We start from the raw sequence: 19,192 nt of genomic DNA on the forward strand, positions 1-19,192 counted from the left end.
TTATTCATTTAAAATTCGTGATTTGGTTTTTAAAATTCATTGAAAAAATCGGTTAAATTTTCAATATTTTTCTTGTCATTTCCAACAAATATTTCCTTATCGGTTACGAAAACTGGGCGTTTTAGAAAACTATAATGTTCTAAAATTAATGTTTTAAAATCGGATTCTTTTAAAGTTTTAACATCAATATTTCGCGCCTTGATTTGGGTAGATTTTTTACTAAATAATGCTTCATAAGAATTGGTGAATTTGTATAATTCCGCTAGTTCTTCTTCTGAAATATTTTGAGATTTTAGTTCGCGAAGTTCCCAATCTGAAAGATCGAAAAGGTTCATAATTTTTCTACAAGTGCCGCAGGTTTTTAGATAAAATACTTTTTTCATATGTAGATATTTATTGTTTTTAGGACATATGTTATCGCCTTATCTTCATAGGTGTTGGTTTGCAAATTTTTTAATGGCGATTTCATATTTCTAATTTAGTAATATTTTTTCATTACTTTTAAATTTAATTTAACCTGTTGTGCATTTAGACAAGCTGCATAATTAACCGTAAATCAAGTTAAACGCAAAGGCGCAAGAACTTAGTTACTATGAAAATAGTTCTAAGGCGCAAGAAAATCAAAGATTTTCAACTTTTAACGAAGTTAAAACTTTGCGCCTTATAAACGTAAATATCTGAAAATAAATTATTTGCGCCTTTGCGTTTAATATTTTTCAATATGCACAACAGGTTTAATTTAAAAAAATCTAGTAAACTTATATAAAATGGTTTCGGATTTTTTTGAAGAAAGAATTTTAAATTATGAAAAGCGACAATTACATTCTTATAAACGGTTTCAAACATATTTCGTACAATTCTTCGGCCGATTTTGACGAAAAAACAATGCTAGAAAAAAGTGAAGCATTTTTAGAAAAAATAAATACAAGAAGATCCATTCGCACATTTAGCGATAAACCAATTTCTAAAAAAATAATTGAAAATATTATACTTTCTGCTTCTACCGCGCCTTCTGGAGCGCACAAGCAACCTTGGACGTTTTGCGCCATTTCTAATGCTAAACTCAAAAAGAAAATAAGAATTGCGGCGGAAGAGGAAGAAAAAATAAGCTACGAAAGCAGAATGAGCGAGCGTTGGAAAAAAGATTTAGAAAAATTAGGAACGGATATGAATAAGCCGTTTTTAGAAAATGCGCCATGGCTAATTATCGCTTTTAAAAAAGTTTATGAATTAGACGAAAATAATGAAAAACAAAACAATTATTACGTAAATGAATCTGTGGGAATCGCTTGCGGATTTTTGATAGCGGCCATTCACAACGCTGGTTTAGTGACTCTTACGCACACGCCAAGTCCGATGAATTTTTTAGCAAAAATTCTCAATCGTCCTGCAAATGAACGTGCTTTTATTTTATTTCCGGTTGGCTATGCGCATTCTGACACTTATGTTCCTGATATTGAAAGAAAAACTTTGGACGAAGTCAGCGAGTTCTATGAGTAAATTTATATTTGTAACATTTTAAATAAAATATTTTTTATTGTAAATCACCAATTTTCATTTTCAAATAATATACTTTTGCACAGCAAAAAAAATAAAAACCATGACCAATTTACCTGTTATTTTTCAGTTTATATCCGAACCTTCAGACGTTAATTATGGCGGAAATGTACACGGCGGAAGTGTGATGAAATGGATTGACCAAGCGGGTTATGCGTGCGCCACAACTTGGAGCGGAAATTATTCTGTAACCGTTTATGTAGGCGGCATTCGGTTTTTTAAACCTATAAAAATTGGCGAAATTGTAAAGGTGGAGGCGCAAGTCATCTACACCGGAACTACGAGTATGCATATTTCTATTAATGTTTTTTCGCGAAATATAAAACAACCGGTTTTTACTAAAAAAACGCATTGCATCATCGTTTTTGTGGCTGTTGATGATAATGGAAATTCGCTTCCAGTTCCAAAATGGATTCCCGAAACAGAGCAGGAAAAACAACAAGAACAATACGCAAAAAGGCTAATGGATTTGCGGAAAACGATTGAAGATGAAATGAAACCGTTTTTATAAAATTTTAAATAAAACTGAATTAGTTTATATTAGTTCAGTTTATGTTTTAAGGCAAAAAGAACAAGGCCTACTCTATTTTTTACATCTAATTTCGCGAAAACTGAATCTCTGTAGCCATCTATGGTTTTGGGACTTAAGAACATAATTTCGGCTATTTCTTTGTAAGTCATTTCGCTGCACGCCAACTTGATGAAATCTTTTTCTCTTTCTTTTAATTCTTCCACACTATCCTGCACTGCATATGTTTCTGTGGGAATATTTTGCAAAGATTGTGTTACCAAATCTGTATAAAAAACACCTTTTTCATAAACGGCATCAATGGCTTCAAATAAAATTTTCGGCGACATATCTTTAAGTAAATAGCCTTTTGCACCAGAATTTATCATAGAAATAATGGTTTTTTCATTATCTTCCATCGTTAAGGCAATGACTTTAATTTCAGGGAAATTTTCTTTTAAATATTGTGTGGTTTCCAAACCGTTTTTTACTGGCATATTTATATCCATTAAAACTACATCTGGTAAAATATCGTTATTTTCAAGCGTATTCAAAAATTCTTCACCGTTACAAGAATTACTAACGACATTATATTTTTCATTACTTGAAATCATTTTTTCTATAGCAGCAGAAAGCATTTTGTGATCGTCTACAATTCCTACTTTGATAGTTTCCATCGTTTTGTTTTATTTAATTTTTTTATAAACTAATTTTATGGTAGTGCCTTCACCTGCATTAGAAGTAATATTAAAATCTGTATTTATAAGATTGGCTCTTTTTTGCATGCTTATAAGTCCGCTACCATTTTTAGAGTCATGATTTTCAAACCCAATTCCGTCATCTTTTAATATAATTTCTACCGATTTTTTTTTATCTTTCAATGAAATGGTCAGATTTTTTGCGCGAGAATGCTTTAAAACATTATTAATACATTCTTGAATAATTCTAAACAAAATAAGGCAATCTTTCGGATTTACATCAATTTTTTCAGAATCATTTTGAAAAATTATCTGCATTAAATTTAGCCTATCAATTCTAGAAACTTCCTTTTTGATTGATTCTATTAAGCCAATATTTTCTATCTGCTCGGAAATAAAACTTTTACTTAGGTTGCGAATATCTCTTATGCTTTCGCCAATAATTTCATTAATTTCTAATAAAATTTCTTTTTGACTACCTTCTGCGTTTTCTAAACATTGATTGACCATTAGTTTTGCGACAGACATTTTCTGGCCTAAATCGTCATGAAGTTCTTGGCCAATGTAACTTAGCGTAACTTCTCTCATTTCTATAATGGCAATAGTCAATTCTTGCTGAAATTGCGTCTCTTTAAATTGTCTTTCGAATAAGAGTTCAGATTTTTTTCTGTAGAAAAATATATAGACAATCACCAGTATCATTATAATAGTTAATACCAATAATGTGGTAAAAATGTATATTAAATTGAACTCTGAAAAATCCATTATTTATCTAATTTCTTTGCTTTAAACAAGCCTATTAAAAGAGTTCCATAACCCGCAAGATTGACTAAAAAAACTATAAACGACCATAAATTTAAAGAATTTTTGCTACTTACAATTTTACTTATAAAAATGGAAGGAACAACGCCAAGATATATTATTATTAACCCTAATGAAAACCAAAATGGATAATAATGGCTTATTTCTAAAATTAAATCCGTTTTAAAAGTATCTAATAAAAATAAAGATATACCGAATATTAGTAGAAATACGTTGATAAATAAAATAATATCAGGGAAACCATTTGAAATTTTTATTGTAAATATTTTATAAAAATATAAAATCAGAAAAAGAACAGTGATAAAGGTTGATATTTTTTTTAGAAGACGATCCTTAATTAAATTTTGATACATTAAAAAAATAATCAGAAAAAAAAGCCCAAGACCGCCATAAATGTAAATATAAAGAATATATATATTATTAATACTCGAACAACGGATAATAAACGTCACCAGATCGATAACATAAGTTAAGCCCATTGCAGCCATCATATAATAAAAATATTCGCCTAAAACAGTTCTTTTTTTGAACAACATTACGCAAATACTCAACATTAAAATATTGATTATCGAAAGGCCTAAATTAGTATTCCATTCCATAATTAATTTGGTGGAGATAATTGTCCAAAATCAAAAGTTTTAATTCCATCTGGATCACATAAATGTTTTAAAGAATCATTCGGTGATTTTATAATTTGTTTTATTGTCGGCTTCAAAAAAACAGTTTGATAGCCCAAGTAATTTGGATTCAGTCTTTTGTCAAAATCCCCATTATTTGGATATTGTCCGAAAGCAATTGTGATGCCTACATTTGCAATTCCTTTACTTTTTGCTTCTGCTTTTACGTATTGAATGTATTGTTCTAAAACATCAATATCATAATAAATTTCTTTAGAATCTGGCGTTTTCCGCTGGGCGTTTATTATTTTATAATTGTTATTCTCATATTCAGTTGCTAAAATTTTTGCTTGCTCCTGAGTTATAAGATGGGCTTCTAATTCTGGAGAGTTTGACACATTTCCCGAGCGAGTTTTATCCTTACAGGAAATGATTGTAAAAATTATTGAAACTGCAACTGCAGAAACAATGAAAAAAGGTTTAGATTTCATGTTACTAGTTTATAACAAATATATTAAATTGAATTAATTAAAATATAAGTGTTTTACCCGTTTTCTCTAAATATTTAACTAAAAAAAATACCAATAAATTTAATTATTGGTATTTTTTTTAAGTTTTAAAAATTTTATCTCGCGATATTGACAGCTCTGGTTTCTCGAATTACAGTGATTTTCACTTGTCCAGGATAAGTCATTTCATTCTGAATTTTTTCCGAAATGTCATAAGACAATTGCGCTGCAACATCATCTGAAACTTTTCCGCTTTCTACCATTACTCTTAATTCTCTTCCTGCCTGAATGGCATAAGCGCTCGAAACACCATCAAAACTTAGCGCGGCTGCTTCTAAATCCTTCAAACGCTGAATGTAAGATTCTAAAACCTGTCGTCTTGCGCCCGGTCTTGCACCAGAAATGGCATCTGCAACCTGAATAATTGGCGATAAAAGTGATGTCATTTCAATTTCATCGTGGTGCGCGCCGATGGCGTTTACAACTTCTGCATTTTCGCCCAATCTTTCGGCCCATTGCATTCCTAGAAGTGCGTGTGGCAATTCAGATTCTTGCTCTGGCACTTTTCCGATATCGTGTAATAAACCTGCTCTTTTGGCTAATTTTACGTTTAAACCTAATTCTGCCGCCATTGTTGCAGCAATATTCGCGACTTCTCTGGAGTGTTGCAGTAAATTCTGGCCATAAGACGAACGGAATTTCATTCGCCCAACAACTTTTACTAACTCTGGATGAAGACCATGAATTCCCAAATCTATAACCGTTCTCTTCCCTACTTCAATGATTTCTTCTTCGATCATTTTTTGGGTTTTTTCTACCACTTCTTCAATTCTCGCAGGGTGAATTCTGCCGTCTGTTACCAATCGGTGCAAAGATAATCTTGCAATTTCACGACGAACGGGATCAAAACAAGATAATAAAATGGCTTCTGGCGTATCATCAACGATAATTTCTACTCCCGTTGCAGCTTCTAAAGCACGAATATTTCTACCTTCTCGCCCGATAATTCTACCTTTAATTTCATCAGATTCGATATTAAAAACAGACACAGAATTCTCTATCGCTTGCTCTGTTCCAATTCTTTGAATGGTTTGAATCACGATTTTTTTGGCTTCAGCTTTAGCATTCATATTTGCTTCTGCCATTATGTTTTGCACGTGCGCTTGGGCTTTGGTTTTGGCCTCGGCTTTCATCGCCTCTACCAATTCGTTTTTGGCTTCTTCAGCAGAAAAATTAGCCACTTTTTCTAAAATCTCTACTTTTTGAGCGGTAATTTTATCTAATTCTTGTTGTTTTCTTTCAATAATTTCAGTTTTTTTGTCGAATTCTGCTGATTTTCTTTCCAAATCTTTTTCTAATTTCCCAGTTTTACTGAGTTCATCATTTAGTTTTTGTTCTTTGTCTTTTATTCTATTTTCTGCATCTTGCATTTTCTTTTCGCGACTTTGGATATTGGCATCGTGCTCAGATTTAAGTTCTAAAAACTTTTCTTTTGCTTGGATGTGTTTCTCTTTTCTAATCGCTTCCGCTTGAAGTTTAGTTTTTTCTAATAAGGCATCTGCATTTTTCTGTGCATCTTTTAAGAGAAAATTCGCTTTAGAATTCAGCGTACTTTTGCTGTATAAAAAGGCGGCAATTGCCCCTAAAACTAGGCAAATTATACCGACTGTTATTGTTGTGATCATTTATTGTTATTTATGTTAATGTTTGTTTTTAATATTTTTTATCTCATTTTTTTTTGCATAAAAAAAGCCTACAATAATTCAAAAGATGTAGAGTAAACTCCTAATCGACACGTTTTGAACTCATTTTCCCCGTCTGTAATCCGAAGTAAATCGGCGCGCCATTCTGGGAACATTTGCTCGGCTTTTTAATAGTGTTGAGTTTACCTTAATGTGTTAGAACTATTGTAGGCAGATTTTGGTGGAAAAGAACAATCTACTTTTCCAGTTCTTCTAAGAGTTGGTTTATTTTTTTCACCCGCTCTGTAGAAGCAATAATATTTTTTTCTTGAGACATTTTCGCTACTTCTGCGTCGGTGCCCATTCTTAAGGCACACATTGCAATCGCATCTTGCTTATCTCGTACATCGAAGTTGGCTTCGAATTCTTTAATCATACTTTCAATTTGCTTTCCCACGCGGCGAAGCGTTTCTTCTTCTGCGGAAGGCACATTTAGCGGATAGGTTCGCCCTGCGATATTAATTGTAATTCTTCTTACATCCATTATAAACCGCTGTTTTGCAATTGCATTATACAAGAATCTACTTCTTTTACCAATCTATTGATGTGATTTTTCATCAAGCGATTGTGGTCTGAGTTTCCTGAAAGTGCTGAATAAAGTTTTATATTTTTCTGTTCTTCTGCTAATTCCTGATTTTTTTTGCGCTCTTCTTCATATTTCTTTTTCATTAGCTCATACTCTAGACTCAATTCTACAAACTGCTCATTCAAATTTTTATAATTCTTATGAAGATTGAGAATTTTTTTTTCTAAAACTGAAAAATTATTTTCTAAGTCTTGAAGCATTTCAGGTTTTAATTCTAACTTTTACAAAAATATAAAATTTAAATTTCATATTACTATAAAGTTAAATTTATTTGAATTTTTCTAAAATGTGATAAAATTTATTTAAAAAAACTCTAATTAAATTACGTGTAATTGATTTAAAAGAGCGGATGATAATCTATATTTTTGGATTTTTTTGCCCATTATGGTATTTGTTTCCACCCATCTTGAGGAGCAGATTTTATGCTATCTGGAACTGGATATTCTACTAAAATTTTAGAAAGACCTTCGTCACCTGAAACAAAGATTGTAATAAATCTTATTATGTAAATCCTTTTTATTATTATAATATTCATCTGAAACACCTGATGAACCCGTGTAGTTTTTATTTTTAACTAAGTAAGAATAAAAAACTGTTCCGCCACCTCCTCTCATAAAATCAAACTTATTAACAATTCCTATTGTGTATTTTCCATTTTTGTGAAATTTTGGTTGTAAAAAATTTTTCCGTAAAAATACATTATAGCAAAGGGACTTAATAAAATGATAAGTGCCATTGGACGGGTGATTTTAATTTTATTTTCCATAAATAAAATTATCAGTTATAAAATAATTTTAATTTGTTAACTGATATAAATTAACAAATATTTTCTAATTTAAACTTACTTTTCTAATGTAAATGTAAAGCCATTACGACCTTATAAAATTTTTTGAAAATATTTAAGAATGTAAATATAGGGAATAGGTAAAATTATAACTATTAATAAAAGATATAAAATAAAAGAAATAATAGTCTTTTTGTTTACTAAAACAAAATATAATAATAAATCAATTATTAGTGGCAAAAATGTTCTAAAAAACACAATATTCATGATTGAATACTGTGAATCATTATTAATCCGGACATTAATTAATGAATCTAAATCTATAATTCTATAATATACAATTAAATAATAAACAAAGTTCACGCTTATTAGTATTAAAATTAATTTTAATACTGACAAAGAATTTGATTTATTAATAATTGTTTTCAAATCGCTACTCAAACTTCAAAATAAACATAAATGCTCTACTTTGCATCGTAGAAATTGCCGCAGCCCAATAAGGCGGCGTTGTTGCATTGTCTGAAACCAATTCGTTATTGGTGAAAAATGTGCCACGAAAGGCTGGTGTAAGTTTAAATCTGGAAAAATAAAACTGAATGCCTAGTTCGGCAGTCCAACCAAAATTAGTAGAAGTGGACCTAAAAACACCTTGCTGATTATCATCTGTGGCCGAACTGTTGGATTGCAAATTCACAGCGTAATTGATACCTGCAGCGGCGTAAGGACGAGAATTATACCAACGATCGCCATGAAATTCTAGCAACAAAGGAATATCCAAATAAGTTGATTTTACTTTTCTAAATTTATCCGCTTCGGTCAAAGTTAGAGGCGTAAAAGGTGCATTAGTCGTAGTTCCTGCGGCATATTGATCATTAGATTGCGTATCAAACGTTAACTCTCTATCCACAAATTGCAAGCCTGGCTCTAATCGCAAATCAAAATTATCATTCAAACGCAATCTACCGATTAGTCCTGCGCCAAAACTGAAAGTGGTTTTACTTTGCACTAAATTTTTCTGACCATCCATGCCATATTTTGGGTCTAAAACTAATTTATAATCAAATTGATTGGCGTTCAGAAAAAAGCCGTAACTCATTTTTTGATCATCTACCCCTTCTAAATTATCCATTCGGTCTTTGGTACGGAATAGTTGCGCCTCTAGAAGTGTGGCTGCAGAAAATACAGTTAAAAATATTATTTTTAGAAATAATTTATTCATCATTATTTTGTGGCTTTGTAAATTGTGGCAACGCCCAAAGTTAATTTTTTATATTCAACTTTTTTAAATCCTGTTTCTAGCAAAATATTTTTCATTTTTTCACCATAAGGAAAAGCGTTTACTGAATCTGGCAAATACGTATAAGCACGCGCATCTTTAGAAACTAATCGCCCAATTTTTGGTAAGATATTTTTAAAATAAAACATATAAAATGGCGCTAGAAAGCCTTCCACTTTTGAGAATTCTAAAATAAAAACGCTTCTATTTTCTTTCACTACTCTTCTCAATTCTTCCAAACCTTTATTTAAATTTTCGAAGTTGCGCACTCCAAATGCAACGCAAACAGCATCAAATTTATTATCTGTGAAAGTAAGATTTTCTGCATCGCCTTTTATCATTTCAATTTGGGAATCTAAATTAATATTTTTAATTTTAGTAATCCCAACATTAAGCATTTGCTGCGCAAGGTCTAAGCCAACCACCTTTGCGCCGGTTTTTTTCTGAACAGCAATGGCTAAATCTCCTGTGCCGGTTGCAACGTCTAACACCAATTTTGGTGCATCTTCATTCATCCATTTCACTAATTTATTTCGCCACAAAACGTCAATTTTCATTGATAAAACGTGGTTGAGCAAATCGTATTTCGGCGCGATATTATCAAACATATCTTCTACTTCGCGCTTTTTTCCGGCTTCTGTGTTATAAGGCGTAACTGGTTTCAAATTATTTTTTTTATTTATTTTAATACTTTTTTAATGATTAGTTTAAAAAAGTATTTTTTTTAGTAATTGTTTCTTTTTCTCTTAAAAATCAAAATTTATAAATCGATCGATAATAATTAATAAAATCTTGTTTTCTAAAAATCTTAGTGCGAGATTCTACAGTGGCTATATTTTTAATAATCTTATCGTAATCTTCATCTACGTTATAATAAAAATCGTCGGTGTAGAGTTTATTAAAGTGTTTTGCACCGCCAAAATATCTTTTGCCATCAATTTCTATAATATCTTGCGAGCGCAAAAGTGAATCTTTGTTCAAATTATAGCCATAATATTGACGGTAAATATAATAATCTTCATGCGCAATATTTATTAAACCACGGATTTTTTTTACTTGGAAAGTAGAATCGTACAATGGTTTTTTAGCCTCATCAAAAACAGCAATATTATTGCTTCCCTTTTTTATTTTTACTCTTACACTTTGGCCAGCAGCAACTACATTTTCTTCACCATTATTAATTTTGAAATAATAATTTTTTTGGGAAGGATTATCAACAACATAATAATTTTTTTTCGCTAAATAAAGAAAGTAGATAGTAAACGCAAATACCACTGCCAAAACCGCAATCACAAAACCTCTTACCGCTGCATTGTTTTTCATAAAATTTAAAAATATAGATATTGCAAATTTAATAATAAATTTGTTTAAGTACGATTTTAATATAAATTCATAACTTTGCTCCTCAAATATTTAGTTTTAAAATGCCAAACACTATTATCATCGGTTCTGGAAGCCATATTCCTGAAAGAATTATCACAAGAGAACATTTCCTAAACTCAGAATTCTACTCCGACGAGGGAGAATTATTAACCAAACCAAATGCGGAAGTTATTCAGAAGTTTGTAGAAATTACAGAAATTGAAAACCGAAGGTATATAAAAGATGAAGAACACAATTCTGATATCGGGTTTAGAGCAGCAGAAGAAGCGATTATAGATGCTAAAATAAACCGCGAAGATTTAGATTATATCATCTACGCTAGCAATTTTGGTGAAGTGGATACCAATGGAATGAGCAATTTTATGCCATCACTTTCTGCACGTGTTAAAAATAAATTGGGAATTAAGAATCGGAACTGTGTAAATTATGATATGATTTTTGGTTGTCCCGGCTGGGTTGAAGCCATGATTTTGGCGGATACTATTATTAAAGCAGGCAAAGCAAAATTGATTTTAGTGGTTGGCGCAGAAACTTTGAGCCGTGTTACAGATCCACACGATAGAAATAAAATGATATTTGCTGACGGCGCCGGAGCCGTTGTTGTAAAAGCAAGTGATGAAGAAAATGTTGGAATAATTTCTAATAAAACCTACTGCGATAATGATGCAGAATTAATGTTTTTAGAAAATTCGCCTTCACTAAACAAATCTGCCGAGCAAAAAACATTATACATCAGAATGCACGGACGAAAAATTTATGAATATGCCCTGAAAAATGTTCCCGATGCCATAAAAGAAACCATTGATGCAGCAAATTTGGGAATTGAAGATATTGATAAAATACTCATCCATCAAGCAAATGCCAAAATGGATTACGCCATGATTTCTCGGCTTTTCAAATTATATGACATTAAAGACTACGACCATTCTATAGCGCCAATGACGATTCAAGATTTTGGTAATTCTTCTGTTGCAACTATTCCCACAATGTTTGATCTTATTATTAAAGGTAAAATGGAAAATCAATCCTTCAAAAAAGATGGAAATATTGTTTTCGCTTCTGTGGGCGCAGGTATGAATATTAACGCTATAGTCTATAGATTTCCTTCAAAAAAATAAATGCAAAGTAGAATATTAATTATCACAGGAATCGTATTTCTGTTAGAATTTTACGTTTACCAGGCATTTAAAACACTTACTAGTAACACCTGGCTTCGTATTTCTTATTGGATTATTACGGTAGCCGTTTACGCTTTTTGTTTTTACCAGATTTTAAATTTTAATCGTGGCGATCGGGATCAGCACAAAATACAGACTTTAGCGGCTATTTTTGTGATATTTATTATTCCAAAACTTTTTATTGTTTTACTTCTTTTGCTAGAAGACGTTATCCGGATCTTCAGTTACGGCATAAGTTCTGTTGGTTCTAGTTCCACAGCGCATTTTCCGGCGAGAAGAAAATTTTTATCAATTATTGGTTTTGGAACAGCATCTTTGCTTTCGTATGCTTTTATTGATGGTATTATTTTTGGAAAATACCGCCATAAAGTGAGAAAAGTTAAAATTAAAATTGCCAATTTACCAGCAAGTTTTAAATCTTATAAAATTTTACAAATTTCCGATGTTCATAGCGGAAGTTTTTTTCATCCAGAAAAATTGCAGCATGCGGTAGATTTAATTAATGAGCAAAACGCAGATTTAGTTTTATTTACAGGCGATATGGTTAATAATTTTGCGGAAGAATTTGAACCATTTATTCCTTTATTTAAAACGATAAAATCTAAAGACGGAAAATTTTCCATTCTCGGCAATCACGATTACGGCGATTATGCAGATTGGCCATCACCAGAAGAAAAAGCAAAAAATATCCCAAAATTAATCGGGTTTCAAAAGCAAGCCGGTTTTGAAATGCTCCGAAACGAGCACCGAATTATTGAAAAAAATGGGGAGAAACTTTATATCTTAGGTGTAGAAAACTGGGGAATAAAACCATTTCCGCAATATGGAGATTTAGACAAAGCTTCTGAAAATGTCCCGCCAGAAGCCGCAAAAATATTAATGAGCCACGATCCTACACATTTTGATTATATTGTAAAAAAACATCCTTCAAACGTACAACTCACACTTTCGGGCCATACACATGGAATGCAATTTGGGATAGATTTAAAGAATTTTAAATGGTCGCCGGTAAAATATAAATATCCAAAATGGGCAGATTTATATGAAAGTGAAGGCAAAAACCTCTACGTAAACAGAGGTTTTGGAGTGATTGGTTATCCTGGAAGAGTTGGGATTGAGCCTGAAATTACTTTATTTGAATTGAGATAAAATACTATTTCTTTAGTTTAATTCTTAAATTTTTCAACATATCTTTCGTCATTTCAGAGATATCAAAAGTATAATTTAAATCCCAATCTTTTTTGGCGATAGAATCATCAATAGACGCGGGCCAAGATTCTGCAATTTTTTGGCGAAAATCTGCTTCGTAAGAAATTTCGAATTCTGGAATTTCTTTTTTTATTTCCGCTGCTAATTCTTTTGGTGTAAAAGTCATTCCGCCCAAATTATAAGAAGTGTGAACCGTCAATTTTTCTTTTGGAGCCGCCATTAATTGCAATGTTGCTTCAATCGCGTCATCCATATAAAGCATCGGCATTGCGGTGTTTTCTGTGATATAACTTTTGTATTTTTTTTCTTCTATTGCTTCATAAAAGATTTCTACAGCATAATCTGTGGTTCCGCCACCGGCAGGTGTTTTCCAAGAGATTAATCCTGGATATCTGATGCTTCGTACATCTACGCCGTGTTTATCAAAATAATATTCACACCATTTTTCGCCCGCCATTTTAGATATTCCATAAACGGTGGTCGGGTTTAAAACCACATCTTGCCCCACATTTTCTTTTGGAATTCCTTTCCCAAAAACAGCGATAGAACTTGGCCAAAATATTTTTGAAATTAAACCTTCTCTTGCCATTTCACAAAAATTGAGCAAAGGTTCTATATTAAGTTTCCACGCAAAAAGTGGCTGTTTTTCAGATGTTCCGGAGAGTAGCGACGCTAAATGATAAACCGTGGTAATTTCGTAATCTTTGATAACTTGCCGCACAAGTTGCGTATTGCTCACATCCATTCTCTCATAATAGGCGGCAGAAGTTAGATTTTTCTGCCATCTATCTAATCCTGAAGCAACGACATTTTCAGCACCATGTATTTCTACCAAACGATTGGTGAGTTCGGTTCCAATTTGGCCTAGTGCGCCAGTTATAAGTATTTTTTCAGTTGTCATAGTTAGATTTATGCTTCGCAAATTTAATAAAATTAAAGCTTCTAAAATAAATCATTTAATTAAAAAAACATCCGATTGTAAAAATTGTTAACATTGATTTTCATATTTTTGGAGTTGAAATAAAATAAGTATGACAGAAAATAAATTTATCATCAGAAAAGCCACAAAAAATGATGCAGAATTAATCTATAATTTAATAGTAAAACTTGCCATTTATGAAAAGATGGAAAATGAAGTTGTAACTTCTATTGAAGAACTAAGTGAAAATATTTTTGAAAATAATTTTGCCGAAGTTGTTATCGGTGAAGAAAATGGAAACGCTATTGGCTTTGCACTCTATTTCTTTAATTTCTCAACATTTTTGGGAAAACCCGGTTTATATTTAGAAGATTTATTTGTAGAAGAGGATTGCAGAGGAAAAGGTTATGGTAAAAAGTTATTGCTTCATTTGGTGAAAATTGCTAAAGAAAAAAACTGTGGCAGAATGGAATGGTCGGTTTTAAACTGGAATGAGCCTGCTATAAAATTTTACAAATCTTTGGGTGCCTTGCCGATGACAGAATGGAGCGTTTATCGTTTAGATAAAAAAAGTCTTGAAATACTTGTTTAGAATTAGTTTAGAAAAACAAGTAAGAATATTAATTATAGTAAAACCTGTAAGTTTTTTTACAGGTTTTTTCTATATAAAGCCTTGTAATTGAATAAATTTTATTATTTTTGCACCTTGAAATTATTAACAACTAATTTACAATTATGAACAATTACGAAACTGTTTTCATTTTAACTCCCGTTCTATCTGAAGCACAGGTGGAGGAAGCAGTACAAAAATTTGAAGATTTATTAACTTCAAACAAATGCGAAATCGTTGCCAAAGAAAATTGGGGACTGAAAAAATTAGCGTATCCAATTCAGTTGAAAAAGAATGGATTTTACACTTTAATCGAATTTAAAGGCGAAGGAACTGTAGTTGCAGATCTAGAATTGGCTTTTAAACGTGATGAAAGAGTTATCCGTTATTTGACGACTAAATTAGATAAACACGCTATAGAATGGGCTGTAACCAGAAGAGCAAAAAGAAAATCTGCTAAAGCTTAATTAAAATTTAACCCTTAAAAAAAGAAAAAGACATGGCAATAGATGATATGGCACAACAAGCTGCTGCTGGTGGAGAATCTGAAATCAGATATTTAACTCCAATCGACATCAACACAAAATCTGGAAAAAAATATTCTAGATTCGAGAAATTCGGTATTAAATATGTGGATTATAAAGATCCAGATTTTCTTTTACAATTTGTAAACGAGCAAGGTAAAATCTTACCAAGACGTTACACAGGAACTTCTCTAAAATACCAAAGAAAAGTATCTTCTGCAATCAAAAGAGCAAGACACTTGGCTTTGATGCCTTACGTAGCAGATTTATTAAAATAACATTAATCATTGGTTGTTGGTTTTCGGTTATCAGTTGTTAGTTTTCTAACATCTAATTTCTAAAATCTAACTTCTAAATAAAAAGGACAACAACAATGCAAATTATCCTAAAAAAAGACGTAGAAAACTTAGGTTTAGAATTCGATACTATCGATGTGAAACCTGGCTATGCAAGAAATTTCTTATTACCAAAAGGTTATGCACTTTTAGCAACGCCTAAAAACAGAGCCGCGCTTGCAGAAACTTTGGAAGCGAGAAAAGAAGAAGAAGCAAAATTAGTTGCTGCTGCAAATAAAATTGTAGATCAATTGAAAAAAACTGCTTTAGTTATCGAAACCAAAGTTGGTGCTGGTGATAAACTTTTTGGTTCAATCAACAATGCTAACATTTCTGAAGAACTTAGCAAAAAAGGAATTGAGATTGATAAAAAATATATCAAAATCCCTGGAAATACCATTAAAAGAACTGGTAAATTCTCTGCAAAAGTAAGATTACATAGAGAAGTGGAACATGATTATAGTTTTGATGTTATTTCTGATGCGCCACCTGTAGTTGAAAAACCAAAACCTGCACCTGCTCCAAAAAAAGCAGAGGTTTCTGAAGAAACAACAACAGAAGAAGCATAAGCAATTTCTAAAATATAAAGAAAAGTCCCGACATAAATTGTCGGGACTTTTTTTATGAAAAAAATTTGATAAGCAAACCTCATAGGTTTAAAAAACCAATGAGGTTAAAGGAAATTAAAAATCATTTTGTCCAGTTGATTTTTATTTTTTGAACGTCGTGCGAATTGGTTCCGACCATAATTTCAAAATCGCCAGATTCCCAATCGTATTTTAAATCATTATTATAAAATTTTAAATCTTCAGGTGAAATTTTAAAAACTACTTTTTTACTCTCGCCTGCCTTTAAATATATTTTTTGAAAACCTTTTAGTTCCTTTACAGGTCGAGAAATACTTCCCACCAAATCTCTGATATAAAGCTGAACGACTTCTGCGCCATCATATTTCCCAGAATTTGTTAAAGTTACACTTGCATCAATAGTTGTATTTCCTTTTGGTTTTAAATTGGAAACATTAAAATCCGAATAATTAAATTGGGTATAACTCAAGCCAAAACCAAAGGGATAAAGTGGCGTATTGCATTCATCAAAATAAGCACTTTTGAATTTTTCAAATCCACATTTTTCGGTTAATTCTGTACTCAAAGGTCTCCCAGTATTCAAATGGTTATAGTAAATTGGAATTTGGCCCACACTTCGTGGGAAAGTCATGGGAAGTTTTCCGGATGGATTTACATCGCCAAAAAGAATATCGGCAATCGCTAAACCGGCTTCAGTTCCGGGAAACCAGGCATCTAAAATAGCATCTGCTTTTTTACTTTCGTCTACAATTGTAAGCGGTCTTCCATTGAAAAGCACTAATACAATTGGCTTTCCTGTCTTTTTTAGTTCATTAAACAAATCCTTTTGCGCTTCAGGAATATTAATATTTGTTCGTGAACTAGATTCTCCCGACATTTCTGCACTTTCACCAATGGCCAAAATGATAACATCGGATTTATTTGCCGCATCTAATGCTTCTTGTAAAATAACTTCTTTTGGTCTGGAATCTCGCATTGTATTTTTGCCAAACATCGCTGCTCTTTCCTCCAATTTTTCATCGTAATAAATATTGCTGCCTTTTGCGTAAATAAATTGCGCTTTATCCCCAACTACTTGTTTTAAACCTTGTAATAGTGAAATAGAATTTTCTTGTTTTGCACCAACGCTCCAAGTTCCGGCCATATTCAATTTATTATCCGCTAAAGGGCCAATTACAGCATAAGTTCCTTCCTTTTTTAATGGCAATAATTGATGGTCGTTTTTTAACAACACCATTGATTTTGTGGCGACTTCTCGGGCAAAATTTTGATTGGCTTTGGTGAAAACTTCAGTTTTTGCGCGGCTAGAATCATTATACCTATATGGATCATCAAATAAACCCAAATCATATTTTGCTTCTAATATTCTTCGTGTGGCATTGTCAATATCTTTTTGTGTAACTTTTCCTTCGGAAAATGATTTTTTTAATGTTTTTAAAAATCCTTCGCTCACCATATCCATATCAATTCCGGCCTTTAATGCCAACGCTGAAACTTGTTGCAAATCGCCGATGCCATGGTCTGTCATTTCACTGATTCCGGTGTAATCTGTAACTACAAAACCTTTAAATTTCCACTGATTTCGCAAGACTTCTGTTTGCAACCATTTATTTGCAGAGGCTGGAATATTATTTACAGTATTAAAGGAAGCCATCACAGAACCTACACCAGCATCCACAGCGGCTTTATATGTCGGGAAATATTGGTTATACATCTTCAATTTGCTCATATCCACAGAGTTATATTCTCGTCCTGCTTCGGCCGCACCATATAAAGCAAAATGTTTTACACAGGCAAGTCCAGTATTATTTTTTGCTAAATCTGTGCCTTGATAACCAAAAACCATTGCTTTAGAAATTTCACTTCCTAAAAAGGGATCTTCGCCTGCACCTTCTGCCACTCTCCCCCATCTTGGATCTCTAGCCAAATCCACCATCGGAGAAAAAAACCAATTAATTCCCTGTGAAGTGGCTTCATTTGCGGCAACTCTTGCTGTTTTTTGAATTAAATTTGGATCCCAAGAAGATGCTAAAGCAATCGGAATTGGAAAAGTGGTTTCGTAGCCGTGAATAACATCCATCCCAAAAATCAAAGGGATATGCAATCTACTTTTTTCAATGGCTATTTTTTGAACGTCTCTTATTTTATCAACACCTTTTATATTAAATAATCCGCCAACTGCACCTTCTTCAATTTTTTTTGCAATACCAGAACTTTGGGCTGTTCCTGTGGTAAAATCGCCAGAAGATGGAAGATTTAGTTGCCCAATTTTTTCATCTAATGTCATTTTTGACAAGAGGTTATTCACAAATTTTTCTTTTTTTATTTGGTAGTCTTTCGTTTGAAAACTTTGGACGGGCTGCGATACTATTTCTTGCGCTGAAAAGCATGTTGCCAATGCTACAGATGCCATTATTATTGCTTTTTTCATATGTTTTCGTTATTTATTTTTTCAAGTTAATATGGAATCGCATCATTTCATAATTTTTTTTGCAAACTTGTAAACGGCGATTTCTAATATAATTTTTATTATGTAGTGAACTAATTTTTATTTATCTAATTTTTGTGCAAACATCCATTCATACAATTTTGGGTTAGAATAGGCAGAATCCCAAGAATTGTGATTGTCATTTTCAAAAATGGTGTAATGTACATTTGCATCACAGGATTTTAATGTTTTATACATTGTGGTACTATTTTCTAGCGGAACAATATCATCTAATGCGCCATGAAAAATCCAAATTGGTTTGTCTTTTAGTTGCATGCATGCTCTGGAAAGTGTCGGCCGATTCATCGGGCCGCAAACGGGTGCTACGGCAGCAAATAGTTCTGGATGTTCATCAGCGAGTTTCCAAGTTCCCCAACCGCCCATAGATAAACCTGTGAGATAAACGCGGGTTTTATCTACATTATAATTTTTTAAAATATATTGCAGTAATTCGTAAACGGCGGTTGTATCCCAATATTGATTTTCTGGGCATTGCGGTGCTAAAATTGCGACGTCTTCTTTTATTAAGTTTTTGTAAGTAAATGGACTGTGCGCTTTTACTTTGTCTAAATCTGTACCGCGCTCGCCTGCTCCGTGTAGAAACAAAATTAATGGAAATGGTTTTGTTGTATCTTTTGGTAAATCTAAAATATAATTTAAAGATACATTTTGTTTAACTTCTGCCGAAAATTCTTTGCGGATTTCCTGACTTTTTAGCGGAAAAAATACTAAAAAAAACAAAAATGTAACTAGCCCTGATCGCAGTGGAAATCCTTTTTTATCGGCGCGCAAGCGACGAAAAAAAGATTGAAACGGAGAGCAGGAAAAAGCTTCTAATAAATATTTCATAATTTTTTCTT

The 19,192-nt window shown here is 32.3% G+C and carries 22 protein-coding genes; 8 read left to right on the top strand and 14 right to left on the bottom strand.

All coding sequences use genetic code 11. The features are described from left to right. Positions 1 to 29: 29 nt before the first annotated feature. Positions 30 to 383 carry an arsenate reductase family protein gene (locus C4S29_RS13370; protein ID WP_103914600.1) on the bottom strand — a complete coding sequence of 118 codons (354 nt, stop codon included), beginning with the start codon at positions 381 to 383 and terminating at the stop codon, positions 30 to 32. A gap of 421 nt (positions 384 to 804) precedes the next feature. On the opposite strand from C4S29_RS13370, the gene C4S29_RS13375 reads away from it, so the two are divergent. Both C4S29_RS13375 and C4S29_RS13380 read left to right on the top strand, forming a co-directional pair. Then, positions 805 to 1,500 carry a nitroreductase family protein gene (locus C4S29_RS13375; protein ID WP_103914601.1) on the top strand — a complete coding sequence of 232 codons (696 nt, stop codon included), beginning with the start codon at positions 805 to 807 and terminating at the stop codon, positions 1,498 to 1,500. A gap of 100 nt (positions 1,501 to 1,600) precedes the next feature. Beyond that, complete coding sequence (locus C4S29_RS13380; RefSeq protein WP_103914602.1) at positions 1,601 to 2,068, top strand: acyl-CoA thioesterase; 468 nt, start codon at positions 1,601 to 1,603, stop codon at positions 2,066 to 2,068. Between the two features lie 29 nt (positions 2,069 to 2,097). Here C4S29_RS13380 and C4S29_RS13385 read toward each other — a convergent pair whose 3' ends face one another. The 10 genes from C4S29_RS13385 to C4S29_RS13435 all read right to left on the bottom strand — a co-directional run bounded on the left by C4S29_RS13385 (position 2,098) and on the right by C4S29_RS13435 (position 10,422). After that, entirely contained in the window at positions 2,098 to 2,742 is a 645-nt protein-coding gene (locus tag C4S29_RS13385) for a response regulator transcription factor (RefSeq protein WP_103914603.1), read from the bottom strand. Positions 2,743 to 2,751: 9 nt separating this feature from the next. Beyond that, positions 2,752 to 3,465: a sensor histidine kinase gene (locus C4S29_RS13390; RefSeq protein WP_159969858.1), complete on the bottom strand. Its 714-nt coding sequence runs from the start codon at positions 3,463 to 3,465 to the stop codon at positions 2,752 to 2,754. Positions 3,466 to 3,527: 62 nt separating this feature from the next. Then, positions 3,528 to 4,184 carry a hypothetical protein gene (locus tag C4S29_RS13395; protein ID WP_103914605.1) on the bottom strand — a complete coding sequence of 219 codons (657 nt, stop codon included), beginning with the start codon at positions 4,182 to 4,184 and terminating at the stop codon, positions 3,528 to 3,530. A gap of 2 nt (positions 4,185 to 4,186) precedes the next feature. Beyond that, the gene (locus C4S29_RS13400; protein WP_103914606.1) at positions 4,187 to 4,693 is read right to left on the bottom strand and encodes a hypothetical protein; all 507 of its coding nucleotides are present in this window, start codon (positions 4,691 to 4,693) and stop codon (positions 4,187 to 4,189) included. A gap of 134 nt (positions 4,694 to 4,827) precedes the next feature. Beyond that, positions 4,828 to 6,396, bottom strand: a complete 1,569-nt coding sequence (rny, locus tag C4S29_RS13405; RefSeq protein ID WP_103914607.1) for a ribonuclease Y — start codon at positions 6,394 to 6,396, stop codon at positions 4,828 to 4,830. Positions 6,397 to 6,649: 253 nt separating this feature from the next. Continuing rightward, the gene (locus tag C4S29_RS13410; RefSeq protein ID WP_103914608.1) at positions 6,650 to 6,937 is read right to left on the bottom strand and encodes a cell division protein ZapA; all 288 of its coding nucleotides are present in this window, start codon (positions 6,935 to 6,937) and stop codon (positions 6,650 to 6,652) included. Then, entirely contained in the window at positions 6,937 to 7,239 is a 303-nt protein-coding gene (locus C4S29_RS13415; protein ID WP_103914609.1) for a hypothetical protein, read from the bottom strand. The genes C4S29_RS13410 and C4S29_RS13415 overlap by 1 nt, the downstream gene beginning before the upstream one ends. A 1,017-nt stretch (positions 7,240 to 8,256) precedes the next feature. After that, the gene (porT, locus tag C4S29_RS13425; RefSeq protein WP_103914611.1) at positions 8,257 to 9,042 is read right to left on the bottom strand and encodes a type IX secretion/gliding motility protein PorT/SprT; all 786 of its coding nucleotides are present in this window, start codon (positions 9,040 to 9,042) and stop codon (positions 8,257 to 8,259) included. 2 nt (positions 9,043 to 9,044) lie between these two features. Further along, entirely contained in the window at positions 9,045 to 9,764 is a 720-nt protein-coding gene (gene ubiE, locus C4S29_RS13430) for a bifunctional demethylmenaquinone methyltransferase/2-methoxy-6-polyprenyl-1,4-benzoquinol methylase UbiE (RefSeq protein WP_103914612.1), read from the bottom strand. 88 nt (positions 9,765 to 9,852) lie between these two features. After that, positions 9,853 to 10,422: a FixH family protein gene (locus C4S29_RS13435; protein WP_103914613.1), complete on the bottom strand. Its 570-nt coding sequence runs from the start codon at positions 10,420 to 10,422 to the stop codon at positions 9,853 to 9,855. A 101-nt stretch (positions 10,423 to 10,523) separates the two neighbouring features. Between C4S29_RS13435 and C4S29_RS13440 the strand changes: the two genes are divergently transcribed. Together C4S29_RS13440 and C4S29_RS13445 are read left to right on the top strand one after the other, a co-directional pair. Further along, on the top strand, positions 10,524 to 11,600 hold the full coding sequence (locus C4S29_RS13440; protein WP_103914614.1) for a 3-oxoacyl-ACP synthase III family protein: 1,077 nt from the start codon (positions 10,524 to 10,526) through the stop codon (positions 11,598 to 11,600). Continuing rightward, a complete protein-coding gene (locus tag C4S29_RS13445; RefSeq protein ID WP_103914615.1) occupies positions 11,601 to 12,809 on the top strand; it encodes a metallophosphoesterase in 1,209 nt (402 codons plus the stop codon). It abuts the gene before it with no gap. Between the two features lie 4 nt (positions 12,810 to 12,813). Here the strand turns inward: C4S29_RS13445 and C4S29_RS13450 are convergent, their stop codons facing one another. Further along, positions 12,814 to 13,770 carry an NAD-dependent epimerase/dehydratase family protein gene (locus tag C4S29_RS13450; protein ID WP_103914616.1) on the bottom strand — a complete coding sequence of 319 codons (957 nt, stop codon included), beginning with the start codon at positions 13,768 to 13,770 and terminating at the stop codon, positions 12,814 to 12,816. A gap of 130 nt (positions 13,771 to 13,900) precedes the next feature. Here C4S29_RS13450 and C4S29_RS13455 point away from each other — a divergent pair, with 130 nt between their 5' ends. The 4 genes from C4S29_RS13455 to rplI all read left to right on the top strand — a co-directional run bounded on the left by C4S29_RS13455 (position 13,901) and on the right by rplI (position 15,826). Then, positions 13,901 to 14,380, top strand: coding sequence for a GNAT family N-acetyltransferase (locus C4S29_RS13455; protein ID WP_103914617.1), 480 nt, complete (start codon positions 13,901 to 13,903; stop codon positions 14,378 to 14,380). A gap of 143 nt (positions 14,381 to 14,523) precedes the next feature. Next, entirely contained in the window at positions 14,524 to 14,865 is a 342-nt protein-coding gene (rpsF, locus tag C4S29_RS13460) for a 30S ribosomal protein S6 (protein WP_103914618.1), read from the top strand. A 32-nt stretch (positions 14,866 to 14,897) separates the two neighbouring features. Continuing rightward, positions 14,898 to 15,200 (top strand): 30S ribosomal protein S18, encoded by a 303-nt coding sequence (gene rpsR, locus C4S29_RS13465; RefSeq protein ID WP_103914619.1) that lies wholly within the window; start codon positions 14,898 to 14,900, stop codon positions 15,198 to 15,200. A 95-nt stretch (positions 15,201 to 15,295) separates the two neighbouring features. Beyond that, on the top strand, positions 15,296 to 15,826 hold the full coding sequence (gene rplI / locus C4S29_RS13470) for a 50S ribosomal protein L9 (protein WP_103914620.1): 531 nt from the start codon (positions 15,296 to 15,298) through the stop codon (positions 15,824 to 15,826). A 121-nt stretch (positions 15,827 to 15,947) separates the two neighbouring features. On the opposite strand, the gene bglX is transcribed toward rplI, so the two are convergent. Beyond that, complete coding sequence (gene bglX, locus C4S29_RS13475) at positions 15,948 to 18,275, bottom strand: beta-glucosidase BglX (protein ID WP_103914621.1); 2,328 nt, start codon at positions 18,273 to 18,275, stop codon at positions 15,948 to 15,950. 117 nt (positions 18,276 to 18,392) lie between these two features. Next, positions 18,393 to 19,181, bottom strand: coding sequence for a carboxylesterase family protein (locus C4S29_RS13480; RefSeq protein WP_103914622.1), 789 nt, complete (start codon positions 19,179 to 19,181; stop codon positions 18,393 to 18,395). Positions 19,182 to 19,192 lie beyond the last annotated feature (11 nt).

The organism is Halpernia humi (assembly GCF_900108025.1).
GTDB lineage: Bacteria > Bacteroidota > Bacteroidia > Flavobacteriales > Weeksellaceae > Halpernia > Halpernia humi.

Bases quoted from the DNA above. Each gene is read 5' to 3' on its own strand.
- C4S29_RS13370 (WP_103914600.1), bottom strand. From the start codon at position 383: ATGAAAAAAGTATTTTATCTAAAAACCTGCGGCACTTGTAGAAAAATT.
- C4S29_RS13375 (WP_103914601.1), top strand. From the start codon at position 805: ATGAAAAGCGACAATTACATTCTTATAAACGGTTTCAAACATATTTCG.
- C4S29_RS13380 (WP_103914602.1), top strand. From the start codon at position 1,601: ATGACCAATTTACCTGTTATTTTTCAGTTTATATCCGAACCTTCAGAC.
- C4S29_RS13385 (WP_103914603.1), bottom strand. From the start codon at position 2,742: ATGGAAACTATCAAAGTAGGAATTGTAGACGATCACAAAATGCTTTCT.
- C4S29_RS13390 (WP_159969858.1), bottom strand. From the start codon at position 3,465: ATGATACTGGTGATTGTCTATATATTTTTCTACAGAAAAAAATCTGAA.
- C4S29_RS13395 (WP_103914605.1), bottom strand. From the start codon at position 4,184: ATGGAATGGAATACTAATTTAGGCCTTTCGATAATCAATATTTTAATG.
- C4S29_RS13400 (WP_103914606.1), bottom strand. From the start codon at position 4,693: ATGAAATCTAAACCTTTTTTCATTGTTTCTGCAGTTGCAGTTTCAATA.
- rny (WP_103914607.1), bottom strand. From the start codon at position 6,396: ATGATCACAACAATAACAGTCGGTATAATTTGCCTAGTTTTAGGGGCA.
- C4S29_RS13410 (WP_103914608.1), bottom strand. From the start codon at position 6,937: ATGGATGTAAGAAGAATTACAATTAATATCGCAGGGCGAACCTATCCG.
- C4S29_RS13415 (WP_103914609.1), bottom strand. From the start codon at position 7,239: ATGCTTCAAGACTTAGAAAATAATTTTTCAGTTTTAGAAAAAAAAATT.
- porT (WP_103914611.1), bottom strand. From the start codon at position 9,042: ATGAATAAATTATTTCTAAAAATAATATTTTTAACTGTATTTTCTGCA.
- C4S29_RS13435 (WP_103914613.1), bottom strand. From the start codon at position 10,422: ATGAAAAACAATGCAGCGGTAAGAGGTTTTGTGATTGCGGTTTTGGCA.
- C4S29_RS13440 (WP_103914614.1), top strand. From the start codon at position 10,524: ATGCCAAACACTATTATCATCGGTTCTGGAAGCCATATTCCTGAAAGA.
- C4S29_RS13445 (WP_103914615.1), top strand. From the start codon at position 11,601: ATGCAAAGTAGAATATTAATTATCACAGGAATCGTATTTCTGTTAGAA.
- C4S29_RS13450 (WP_103914616.1), bottom strand. From the start codon at position 13,770: ATGACAACTGAAAAAATACTTATAACTGGCGCACTAGGCCAAATTGGA.
- C4S29_RS13455 (WP_103914617.1), top strand. From the start codon at position 13,901: ATGACAGAAAATAAATTTATCATCAGAAAAGCCACAAAAAATGATGCA.
- rpsF (WP_103914618.1), top strand. From the start codon at position 14,524: ATGAACAATTACGAAACTGTTTTCATTTTAACTCCCGTTCTATCTGAA.
- rpsR (WP_103914619.1), top strand. From the start codon at position 14,898: ATGGCAATAGATGATATGGCACAACAAGCTGCTGCTGGTGGAGAATCT.
- rplI (WP_103914620.1), top strand. From the start codon at position 15,296: ATGCAAATTATCCTAAAAAAAGACGTAGAAAACTTAGGTTTAGAATTC.
- bglX (WP_103914621.1), bottom strand. From the start codon at position 18,275: ATGAAAAAAGCAATAATAATGGCATCTGTAGCATTGGCAACATGCTTT.
- C4S29_RS13480 (WP_103914622.1), bottom strand. From the start codon at position 19,181: ATGAAATATTTATTAGAAGCTTTTTCCTGCTCTCCGTTTCAATCTTTT.